Source organism: Kitasatospora sp. NPDC127116, from assembly GCF_042677365.1.
Classification (GTDB): Bacteria; Actinomycetota; Actinomycetes; order Streptomycetales; family Streptomycetaceae; genus Kitasatospora; species Kitasatospora lactacystinica.
Genome location: NZ_JBHXTL010000133.1, coordinates 1 through 11283, shown reverse-complemented (window position 1 = coordinate 11283; position 11283 = coordinate 1). Strand labels below are relative to the sequence as shown.

Below are 11283 nucleotides of genomic sequence, written 5' to 3'. Positions count from 1 at the left end.
CAATTCTGGCGGTGGGCGCGCCGACCGCCGAGGCCCGCATCGTCAGCAACATGGCCCGGGCCCAGCACCGGCTCGGGATGACCGAGACGGCGGTCCGGTCCGCCGGTGACGGTGTCGCCGCCGCCCGGGAGTCCAAGAACGGCCCGCTGCTCGCCCAGACCCTCTACCAGCTGGGCGTGGTGCTCTCCGGCGGCGACGCCGTTCCGCACCTGCGGGAGGCGCACCGGCTCTACCAGTCGCAGCAGAACCCCCTGTGGGAGGGCTACACCCTGGCCAGGCTCGCCTCGGCCCTGCTGGTCGCCGAGCAGCCCGCCGAGGCGGCCTCGGCGGCCGGCGAGTCGCTGGCGATCGGCCAGGAGCTGGGCTCCGCCTACTGCCAGGGCCTGGCGAACGCCGCACTGGGCGAGGCCCTGTTGGCGCTCGCCCAGCCGGCTCGCGGACTCGCCTGCCTCCAGGAGGCCCATGCGATCTTCACGCGGCTCGGTGTGCCTGAGGCCTCCCCCGTGGCGGACCTCATCTCCCAGCAGCACACCGAGCCCCTCTCTCCCCCCGCGCCGTAAGGCTTCCGCTCCCCCGCGGAGAACCTCCCCCGTTCCGCGCGTCGGCGCCCCCGCAGCCCCCCGGCTGCGGGAGCGCCCTCAACGCTTCCCCGGCGCTGGACTCCACTGTGCACCGGACCGATTGACGTTCGATAAACGTCCGATAGTCAGCCTGCGGATCGGCAAAACCGCAGGTCATCGACGTTCCCCTGGCGCGCTGTCCGGCGTGCGCGGCCACGCGCACAACCCCGCCCGCACCCCCGTGCTTCCGCAACCCCGGCCACAACCACCCAAGCGCGGCGAGTTGGCCGGAAAGGGACCCCACGGCACAGTGATCACGCATATTCTCAGATGCCAGTACGCACACGAGTGTCTGCTCGGAAACGCATCGGGGTGCCGTCCGTCCGCGTGGTGCGCAGAGCGTGACGTACCGCCACCGGCAGCGGCCCGCGGGGCCGCGGAGGAGCCACCGGAGGCCACGGGTGGAAGGGTGCCTCGCAACGTGACGACCGGACAGATATCGGACCCGTTCCCCGTCGACGAGGACGCCGGCGACGACGAACCCGAGGTACGGCGGCGGCGGGCGGCCCGGGCACTGCAGGCGGTCGCCTTCGACACCATCGGCACGGAGTACGGCGAGGCGTTCCCCGCCAAGGACGGACAGCTGGCCTGCGGCCGGCGGCTGCTCGCCGAGCTCGAACCCGGCGCCCGGGTGCTGGACGTCGGCTGCGGCACCGGCGAACCGACCGTCCGCCAGCTGGTCGCCGACGGTCTGCGGGTGACCGGCGCGGACCTCTCCGACGGCATGCTCACGCTGGCCCGGCGGACCGCCTTCCCAGGCGTTTTCGCGCCGGTGTTCCATCGGATCGACCTGTACGATCTGGCCACCGAGCGTGCGGACCGGGTCTGGAACGCCCCCGAACTGGGGCCGGACGGCCGGGGCCGCTTCGCCGCCGTCACCGCGTTCTTCTCGCTGATCCTGCTGCCGCAGGACGAGATCCCGACCGTGCTGCGGCAGCTGCGCGAACTCCTGCGGCCGGGCGGACTGCTGGCGCTCGGTATGGTCGAGGCGGACCTGGATCACGTTCCGCTTCCGTTCCTTGGCAGAGAGCTGCGGATCAGTGGGTATCTGAGGGAGGATCTGGAGCGGGTTCTGGTCTCGGCCGGCTTCGCCGTCGAGGAGTGCTCGGGGCATCCGTACGCACCGGCCAGTACCTCGCTGCCGCCGGAGGAACAGCTGTTCCTGCGCTGTCGACGCGTCGGCTGATCGAACCGGGACAGGGCCGGCCGCACCCGCGGCCGGTGCAACAGAACAGCTCACCGACCACACCGAATCCAGGACAGGCAGCCGTGCGCGACCAGCTCAAGACCGAGGCGGAGCAGCCGCCCGCCGTCCCGGGCCAGCGCCGCCAGGTCCCGGCCGCGGCACCGGCCCCGGCGACGGCCCTGCCGGCCGCCCCGGTACGACGGGCGGGCGCACGGCCGGAACGCACCGAGATGGCGGACCGCCTGGCGTACCTCGACTCGGCGACCCGGCGGATCAACAGCGCCCTCGACCTCGCCGCGACGCTGCGCAACATCGGCCGGGTGCTGGTCCCGACGCTCGCCGACGCCGCCGTCGTCCACCTGCGCGACCCGCTGCCCAACGTCGAACGCGAACCCGGCTTCCCGGAGGAGCTGCGGATACACCACAGCACCGGCACCCGGATCGGCCGCCGCGGCCGCCCGAGCGGTCTGGACGACCGGCGCCGCTCCCGCTACGGCGCCCGCTCGACCGCCGACGGCGGCCCGGCCACCCCGGTGACCCGCGGCGGGGCGCTCGCCCACGCCCTGCTGAGCCGCCGCCCCGCCGAGGCCGCCGTCCTCGGCACCCCCGCCGCCGAACGCGCCGAGACGCTGCTGCGCGAGCTGTACGGCACCCGCGGGGTGGCCCGGCTGGCCGCCGGCACCTCCGTCCTCGCCCTGCCGCTGCGCGGGCGCAAGGCCGTGCTCGGGCTGCTGATACTGATCCGCCGCCCTCCCGAACGCACCGGCCGCCCGGTCTTCGACGCCGCGGACACCGCGACCGCGGCGCACCTCGCCACCCAGGCCGGGCTGGCCGTGGACACCGCACTGCGCTACGCCCGCGAGTGGGAGATCGCCAACGAACTCCAGCGCAGCATGCTGCCGCTGCGCCTGCCGCAGTCGCACGGCGTCCGGATCGCCCAGCGCTACCTGCCCGGCGAGCGCGGCGCACAGGTCGGCGGGGACTGGTACGACGCCGTCCCGCTGCCCGGCAACCGGGTCGCCCTGATCGTCGGCGACGTGATGGGCCACTCGCTCACCTCGGCCGCCATCATGGGCCAGCTGCGCACCAGCGCCCAGACCCTGGCCGCCCTCGACCTGCCGCCGCACGAGGTGCTCTACCACCTGGACGAACAGGCCCAGCGGCTCGGCCGGGAACAGCACCTGGCCACCTGCGTCTACGCGGTGTACGACCCGATCGCCAACCGGGTGGTGATGGCCAACGCCGGACACGTCCCACCGGTGCTGGTCCGCCCGGACGGCATCGCCGAACTGGTCGAACTGGACTCCGGGGCACCGATCGGCGTCGGCGGGGTGGACTTCAACTCCGTCGAACTGCCCGCACCGCCCGGCTCGGCCCTGCTGCTGTTCACCGACGGCCTGGTGGAGACCCGCACCCGCCCGATCAGCGACGGCCTGGAGATGCTGCGCGCCCGGATCGCCGCCGCCCGCTGGCAGTCCCCCGAGCAGCTGTGCCAGGAGGCGCTGCGGATCCTGCCGCCCGGCGACCGCGGCGACGACATCGCCCTGCTCGGCGCCTGCTTCGACGGCATCCCGGCCGGGGACGTCGCGCACTGGTACCTCCAGCCGCGCAACGAGACTCCGGGCCGGGCCCGCCGACTGGCCGCGCACACGCTGCGCCGCTGGGGGCTGGACGAGCTGAGCGAGGCGACCGAGCTGATGGTCAGCGAGCTGGTCACCAACGCCGTCCAGCACGCGACCCGGCCGGTCACCCTGAGCCTGGTGCGCACCGCCCGGCTGCGCTGCGAGGTCGGCGACGACAGCCCGCTGCTGCCGCGCCCGCGCCGCACCGGGCCGGAGGACGAACGCGGGCGCGGGCTGCAGATAGTGGCCCGGTGCGCGGACCGCTGGGGTGCGACCAGGCTGGGCACCGGCAAGGTGGTCTGGTTCGAACAGCGGCTGCCCGCGGGGATGTGACCGCGCCCCCTCCAACGCGGGGGCGCGAACGCGGGAGCGCCCGGCGGGAACGGATCCCACCGGGCGCCCCGTACGGGTCGTCCGACCACTGCCCCCGGGCCGGGGCTCCTCGGGCCGGGCCTTCTGGGGCCTAGTCTTCTGGGGCCGGGGCTCCTGGGGCCGGGGCCGTCAGATCCGGGTCGGCTCCACGGCCGGCTGCTCGGCCGGCTCCCGCGTCCCGTCCTCGGCCGGCCGTCGCGCGAGCCGGGCCATCAGCTGCTCGCCCTCCATGTCCACCCGCGGCACGACCTTCTCCAGCCGCTTCGGGAACCACCAGGCGGCCTTGCCGAACAGCGCCATCGCGGCCGGCACCAGCGCCATCCGCACCACGAAGGCGTCCACCAGCACGCCCACCGCGAGGGCGAATCCGATCGGCTGGACGACCGGATCGTGGCCGAAGACGAACGAGCCGAACACCGCCACCATGATCAGCGCGGCCGCCGTGACCACCCGGGCCCCGTTCCGCACCCCGGCCACCACGGCCTCGCGCGGCGCCGCGCCGTGGACGTGCTGCTCCTTCATCCCGGAGACCAGGAACAGCTCGTAGTCCATCGCCAGCCCGAACAGCACGCCGATCAGCAGGATCGGCACGAAGCTCACCACCGGCCCGACCTTGGGCACGTCGATCAGCCCGTCCAGCCAGCCCCACTGGTAGACCGCGACCACCGCGCCGAGCGAGGCGGTGACGCTGAGCAGGAAACCGGCCACCGCCTTGAGCGGGACGAGCACCGAGCGGAACGCCAGCGCCAGCAGCACCACCGCGATCCCGACGATCACCGCGAGGAAGGGCGGCAGCGCCTGGCCGAGCTTGGTGGAGACGTCGATGTTGGCGGCCGTGGTGCCGGTGACGGCGATGTCCGCGCCGGTCTCCGCCTTCAGCTCCGCCTTCCGGTCGCGGATCTCGTTGACCAGCGCCTCGGTGTCCGCGTGGTCCGGACCGGTCTGCGGGATGACGGTCACCAGCGCGGTGCGGCTCTCCTGGTCGACGGTCGGCGGCAGCAGCGTCCCGACGCCCTTGAGGGTCTGGAGCTTCGCGGCCACCTCCCGCACCGCCTGCTCGGGCTGCGGCGCGCCGTGGGCGTCCACCACGACCACCAGCGGAGCGTTGAAACCCGGCCCGAAGCTCTCGCCGACCAGGTCGTACGCCTTGCGCGCGTCCGTCCCGGCGGCCTGCGAACCGCCGCTCGGCAGACCGAGGTTCAGGCTCGCGGCGGGCACCGCCAGGGCGCCCAGCCCGGCCAGGGCGACCAGCAGGACGGGCAGCGGGCGGCGGACCACGAAGCGGCCCCAGCGCTCGCCCATGGTGGTGCGGTTGTTGGCGGTCAGGGCCCGCTTCCAGATCGGCAGCCGGTCGATGGCCCGGCCGGTGAAGCCCAGCACGGCGGGCAGCAGCGTGATCGCGACCAGGACGGCCACCACGACGGCCCCGGAGGCGGCCAGACCCATCACGGTGAGGAAGGGCACGCCCGCGACGGCGAGTCCGGCGAGCGCGACGACCACGGTCAGACCGGCGAAGACGACGGCGCTGCCGGCGGTCGCGGTGGCCCGGGCGGCGGCCTCCTCCGGCTCCAGGCCCTCGTCCAGGTGGCGGCGGTACCGGAAGAGGATGAACAGCGCGTAGTCGATGCCGACCGCGAGGCCGACCATCAGGGCCAGCACCGGCGCGGTGGTGATGATCTCGAAGGAGCCGGTGAGCGTCAGCAGGCCGGCCATCGTCACGCCGACGCCGACCAGCGCGGTCAGCAGCGGCAGCCCGGCGGCGACCAGCGTGCCGAGGGTGACCACCAGCACCAGCCCGGCCACCACCAGACCGATCGCCTCGCTGCCGCCCTCGATCCGGGCCATCGTGTTGTACGCGTCGCCGCCGAAGGCCACGTCCAGCCCGGCCGCGCGGGCCGGTTCGGCGGCGGCCTTCACGGCGTCGCGCTGCCGGTCGGTGACATCGGCGAGCTTGTGGTCGAAGGAGACCAGCGCGAGCGCGACCTTCCCGTCCGGCGAGAGCGCGCCGGTGGCGTACGGGTCCGGCACCGCGGCCACGCCCGGCACCTGGGCGATCCGGGCGACGGCCTCGCCGACCGCCCTGCTCGCCTCGGGCGTCCCGATGCCGCCGGGCGCGCCGGCGGCGAAGACGACCTGCGCGGAGCCGTGGCCCTGCGCCGGGAAGGTGTCCTTGATCCGGTCCAGGGTGGCCTGCGCCTCGGTGCCCGGGACCTTGAACTCGTCGGTGGTCTTGCCGGCGAAGGCGCCCGCGGCCCCGCCGATGGCGAGGAGCAGGGCGATCCAGACGGCGGCGACGGCCCGTCGCCGCCGGAAGCAGTATCGGCCCAGTCGGTACAGGTACGTGGCCATCGGCGGTCCCTCGGGTCGGTCAGGGCAGGTCGCGTCCCACCGTAGACCGAACTTTGTCGGGTGACAAAGTTGACCGACAAGATCGCACGACACAGTTGCCCGCCCGTGGCGCTACCCTGACTGGATGGCCCACGTCCCCGCCTCCGAACGCCGACCGCAACTGGTCCAGGCCGCGATCGACCTGATGACCAGGGAGGGAATCGCCGCTGGCAGCACCCGCGCGATCGCGGCCGAGCTGGGCGTGGCGCAGGCGACGGTGCACTACACCTTCGGCACCAAGAAGGACCTCTACCGGGCGGTCGTCCAGCAGCTGAAGTCCGACTTCGTCGGCGAGGTGCGCGCCGCCTCCCCCGGCGACGGCGCGTTCGGCGAGCAGGTCCGCACCCTGGTGCTCGCGCTCTGGGAGGCCGCCACCGGCGAGCACGGACGCTGCGTGCTGCTGAGCGAGTTCGGGGCGCTGGCCATGCGCGACCCGGACATGCAGGAGATCATGCTCGGGCTCCAGCACGACATCGAGGGCACCGCCACCGAGATGCTCGACGCCCTCGCGGCCGCCCACGGCCTGAGCCTGGCGCTGCCCGCCCGCCGGATCGCCGTCCACTTCCTCGGCGGCTTCGACGGCCTGACGGCCCGCCACCTCACCCTGCGCCGGCCCGGCGACCGGCCCGACCAGGACACCCTGGAGGCACTGGAGCTCCTCGTCGCGACGACGGTCGGACTCTGCCTGGGCACCCCGGCGGCGGAACTCCGCCGGCCGGACGCCCTGCGCGCTGCGCGCTAGCTAGGAAACGATCCGGACCGGCAGTTCGACGAGCACCTCGCGCAGCGCGGCCGCGAAGCGCTCGTACTCGGCGTTGCGGGCCGAGCCCGGCCGGACGGCCAGCCCGATCCTGCGGCCGGGCTGCGGTGCGGCGAAGCGGACGGCGGCCAGCCGGTCGGTGCGCCCGGCCTCGACGTCCAGCGCGGTGGCGGGCAGCAGGGTCACCCCGAGGCCGCCGGCGACCAGCTGGACCAGGGTGGACAGGCCGGCCGCGCGGGTGGTCGAGCCCGCCGGGTCGGCGCCGACCTCGCGGCAGATGTCCAGCGCCTGGTCGCGCAGGCAGTGGCCCTCCTCCAGCAGCAGCACCTCCAGGTCGAGCAGCACGTCGCGCGGGACGTCGATCCGCCCGGCGAGCGGGTGGCCGGGCGGGGTGAGCAGGACGAAGTCCTCGTCGAACAGCGGGATGTCCTTGGTCGGCGAGGCCCCGCCGGCCGGCAGCGCGAGCAGCAGGACGTCCAGCCGCCCGGCGGCCAGGCCCTCCAGCAGCGAGGGGGTGCGCTCCTCGTGGACGTGCAGCTCCAGGTCCGGGAAGCCGTCGCGGACCAGCCGCAGCACGGTGGGCAGCAGGTAGGGCGCGACGGTCGGGATGACGCCCAGGTGCAGCGGCCCGGTGAACGGACGGCGGGCGGCCTCGACCTCCTCGGTGAGGGCCTGCAGCGAGGCGAGCACCCGGCGCGCGTGCTGGTGCACACGCTCCCCCAGTGGGGTGACGATCACCTTGCGCGTCGTACGCTCGACCAGCTGTGCGCCCAGCGACTCCTCCAGCGCCGCGACCGCCCCGGACAGCGCGGGCTGGCTGGTCCCGGTGGCGGCGGCGGCCTCCCGGAAGTGCCGGTGCTCGGCCACCGCGACGAAGGCGCGCAACTGGGCGACGGTCGGGGTGCGCGGGCTGCGGGCTGTGGCGCTCGACACAGTCGGGTCGCCCTTGGGGCCGCCGTTGCGGCGGGGAACCGGCCGCGACGTGGGGGATTCAGTACTGATAACAATCTCCGATCAGACACATCCAGTGTAGCTATTTCCCTGATCAGTCCACGATGTGGAACTGTGAGTGGTGTCCGGATTCCGGACAAGCTCCCCTCATCTCACTTCAGGAGAAGCGAACGTGCTCACGATCGGTGACAAGTTCCCCGAGTTCGACCTCAAGGCCTGTGTCGACCTGGACGCCGCGAGCGCCTTCGCCGATATCAACCACAAGTCCTACGAGGGCAAGTGGAAGATCGTCTTCTTCTGGCCGATGGACTTCACCTTCGTCTGCCCGACCGAGATCGCCGCGTTCGGCAAGCTGAACGACGAGTTCGCCGACCGCGACGCCCAGGTCCTCGGCGTCTCCGGCGACTCCGAGTTCGTGCACCACGCCTGGCGCAAGGACCACAAGGACCTGCGCGACCTGCCCTTCCCGATGCTGGCCGACATCAAGCACGACCTGATGCGCGCCTGCGGCGTCGAGGGCGAGGACGGCACCGCCCAGCGCGCCGTCTTCATCGTCGACCCGAACAACGAGATCCAGTTCGTCATGGTCACCGCCGGCTCCGTCGGCCGTAACCCCAAGGAGGTCCTGCGGGTGCTGGACGCCCTGCAGACCGACGAGCTGTGCCCGTGCAACTGGAACAAGGGCGAGGACACCCTCGACGCCCAGGCCCTGCTGGCGGGCTGACCCATGGCTCTCGACGACCTGAAGGCCGCCCTCCCGGACTACGCCAAGGACCTCAAGCTCAACCTGGGCTCGGTCATCGGCAACTCCGACCTCCCCGCCCAGCAGCTCTGGGGCACCGTGCTGTCCTGCGCGATGGTCACCCGCAGCCCCGGCCTGCTGCGCGAGCTGGAGCCCGAGGCCAAGGCCAACCTGTCCCCGGAGGCGTACAACGCCGCCAAGGGCGCGGCCGCGATCATGGGGATGAACAACGTCTACTACCGGACGCTGCACCTGCTCTCCGACAAGGAGTACAGCACGATGCGGGCCGGTCTGCGGATGAACATCATCGGCACCCCGGGCGTCGAGAAGGTCGACTTCGAGCTCTGGTGCTTCGCGGTCTCCGCCATCAACGGCTGCGGCCAGTGCCTCGACTCGCACGAGGCCGTGCTGCGCAAGGCCGGCGTCGAGCGCGAGGTCGTCCAGGCCTCGATGAAGATCGCCGCCGTCCTCCAGGCCGTGGCCGGCGTCCTCGACTCCGAGGCCGCCCTCGCCGCCGTCACCGCCTGACGCACCCGGCACCCCGACGGGCCCTCCCGGACACCATGTCCGGGAGGGCCCGTCGTCGTTCTCCCCACCACCGGCAGTCCGGCACGGCGGAGGTTCAGTCGGTGGCGGGTGCGGCCGGCGGGGCGGAACCGGTGGCCGCTGCACGCTCGCCGGTGCGCTCGGCGCTGCGCCCGGCGGCCTGTCCGGCCGTCCGTTCGGCGGCCTCGCGGGCGGCTTCGAGCGCGGTGAAGACGGCCTGGCCGGCCTCGTTGCGCCGGCGCAGGTGGGTGACCACGGTGTTGGTGACGGCGATCAGCGGGACGGCGACCACCGCGCCGCCGATGCCCCCGATGATGCCGCCGGCCGCGACGCCGAGCACCACGCCGAGCGGGTGGACCCTTACGGCCCGGCCGAGGATCAGCGGCTGGAGGATGTGACTCTCCACCTGCATCACCACCACCAGCACCACCAGCACCATCAGCGCCGTCCACGGCCCCTGGGTGACCAGCGCGATCAGCACCGCGACGGTGCCGGTGACCAGTGCGCCGACCAGCGGGACGAAGGCGCCCAGGAAGATGATCACGGCCAGCGGCAGGGCCAGCGGCACGCCCAGCAGATCGACGCCGATGCCGATGCAGAGCGCGTCGATGAAGGCCACGCAGACCGTGCCGCGCACATAGGCGGTGAGCGTCGCCCACGCCTTCGGGCCGGCCCCGGCCATCGCGAAGCGGGAGTGCCGCGGCAGCCCGCGCAGCGCCCAGTTCCAGATCTTCGCCCCGTCGTAGAGGAAGAAGAAGGTGGTGAAGAAGGTCATCAGCAGTGCGGTCAGCACCTCGACGGCGATCTGCGCGCCGGTGATCGAGGCCGAGGTGAGCTGATCGGTGTTGGTGGTGATGGCCTTGGTGATCTGGTTGGCGAAGTCGGTGATCTGCTGCTGGGTCAGGTGCAGCGGCCCGGTGACCAGCCAGTCCCGCATCTGGTTGACGCCGGTCTTCACCTGGGTGGTGACGTCCGAGAGGTTGGTCGACACCTGCCAGACCACGAACCAGCCGACCAGTCCGATCCCGGCGAGACCGCTGAGGAACACCCCGCCCGCCGCCAGCGAGCGCGGCACCCCGCGCCGGCGCAGCCAGGAGACCGAGGGCTCCAGCAGCGCGGTGATCAGCAGCGAGGCCAGCACCGAGAAGGCGACCAGCCGCAGCATGTCGACCACGTAGAAGACGACGTAGAGCGCGGCTCCGAGCAGCAGCAGCCGCCAGGTCGACTCCGCGGCCACCCGCAGCCCCCACGGCACCGCCTCGGCGGGGGTGGCCGGGCGGCCGGGGTGGTACTCCCGCCCGAACCCGGCGTGCGCGACCGGCGCGGGCGCGGCGACCGGGGCCGCCGCGGCGGACGGCGGGACCGCCTCGGCCGCCGGGGCCGGGTCGGCCCGCGGGACCGGGACCGGTCCGGGCGCCTCGACGAGTGCCGGGACGTGCCCGTCCACGAGCGCCGGAACGTTCCCGGCGGCCGGCCCCGGGAGGGCCGGCTCGTGCGGGTCGGCCGCCATCGCGGCCCGCCGGCGCCGTTCGATCACGGCGGCCGCGCTCGCCACCACGGCCATGCCCTTGGCCACGGCCTTGAAGGCCTTTCCGCCCCGCGCCATCCTCGCTACCACCGCTCCACTGCCGAACCCGCCGAACCCGCCGTGCCCGGCGGTACGCCGCGGGTCCCGCCGCGGCCGTCAGGGATGACGCTACCCGGCGAGGGCGCGGCCAGTCCGGCCGCGGGCCCGTTCGACTCGAACCTCCCATGCCGACGAACCGGACAAAACGCAAGGTTCCATCCGGTTTCGGATGCGGTCGGCTGGGGAGGAGTCGGGACGAGACCCCGGAGCCCGGCCACCGAGGTCGCCCCGCGGCCAACTGCCGGCGGACCGGCCGGTGCGGGAAGCAACCAGGACCCCTTCCCGCGCCCCGCGTCCGCAACCGGGACCGCACCGCCCGAGGGCGCACTGGTCAGCGCAGCCCGGGCGGCGCGGTCCGCCCCCCGGCTCACGCCCCTCGGGCCAACGCCCGCGCGACAGCCGTGCCCGAGAACGCCGCGGCCCCCCGCCGCGCGCCCCGGGGGGGGGGACGGCCCGGGGGCGGGGGCGT

Annotated in this window: 8 protein-coding genes and 1 pseudogene; 6 read left to right on the top strand and 3 right to left on the bottom strand. The window is 73.8% G+C overall.

Features of this window, described 5'->3' with window-relative positions:
• The 3 genes and pseudogenes from ACFVHV_RS35905 to ACFVHV_RS35895 form a co-directional block, all read left to right on the top strand.
• Positions 1-560: pseudogene (locus ACFVHV_RS35905) on the top strand (hypothetical protein); the annotation flags it as partial.
• A gap of 574 nt (positions 561-1134) precedes the next feature.
• On the top strand, positions 1135-1806 hold the full coding sequence (locus tag ACFVHV_RS35900; protein WP_359899589.1) for a class I SAM-dependent methyltransferase: 672 nt from the start codon (positions 1135-1137) through the stop codon (positions 1804-1806).
• Between the two features lie 83 nt (positions 1807-1889).
• On the top strand, positions 1890-3761 hold the full coding sequence (locus ACFVHV_RS35895; protein ID WP_359899512.1) for an ATP-binding SpoIIE family protein phosphatase: 1872 nt from the start codon (positions 1890-1892) through the stop codon (positions 3759-3761).
• A 168-nt stretch (positions 3762-3929) separates the two neighbouring features.
• Here ACFVHV_RS35895 and ACFVHV_RS35890 read toward each other — a convergent pair whose 3' ends face one another.
• Entirely contained in the window at positions 3930-6149 is a 2220-nt protein-coding gene (locus tag ACFVHV_RS35890; RefSeq protein WP_380357079.1) for an MMPL family transporter, read from the bottom strand.
• 124 nt (positions 6150-6273) lie between these two features.
• Here ACFVHV_RS35890 and ACFVHV_RS35885 point away from each other — a divergent pair, with 124 nt between their 5' ends.
• Entirely contained in the window at positions 6274-6930 is a 657-nt protein-coding gene (locus ACFVHV_RS35885) for a TetR/AcrR family transcriptional regulator (protein WP_359899509.1), read from the top strand.
• Here the strand turns inward: ACFVHV_RS35885 and ACFVHV_RS35880 are convergent, their stop codons facing one another.
• A complete protein-coding gene (locus ACFVHV_RS35880) occupies positions 6931-7881 on the bottom strand; it encodes a LysR substrate-binding domain-containing protein (RefSeq protein ID WP_359899507.1) in 951 nt (316 codons plus the stop codon). It lies immediately after the preceding gene.
• A 190-nt stretch (positions 7882-8071) separates the two neighbouring features.
• Here ACFVHV_RS35880 and ACFVHV_RS35875 point away from each other — a divergent pair, with 190 nt between their 5' ends.
• On the top strand, positions 8072-8623 hold the full coding sequence (locus tag ACFVHV_RS35875) for a peroxiredoxin (protein ID WP_359899505.1): 552 nt from the start codon (positions 8072-8074) through the stop codon (positions 8621-8623).
• 3 nt (positions 8624-8626) lie between these two features.
• The gene (locus ACFVHV_RS35870) at positions 8627-9169 is read left to right on the top strand and encodes an alkyl hydroperoxide reductase (protein ID WP_380357075.1); all 543 of its coding nucleotides are present in this window, start codon (positions 8627-8629) and stop codon (positions 9167-9169) included.
• 94 nt (positions 9170-9263) lie between these two features.
• Here the strand turns inward: ACFVHV_RS35870 and ACFVHV_RS35865 are convergent, their stop codons facing one another.
• The gene (locus ACFVHV_RS35865) at positions 9264-10793 is read right to left on the bottom strand and encodes an AI-2E family transporter (protein ID WP_380357072.1); all 1530 of its coding nucleotides are present in this window, start codon (positions 10791-10793) and stop codon (positions 9264-9266) included.
• Positions 10794-11283: the final 490 nt, after the last annotated feature.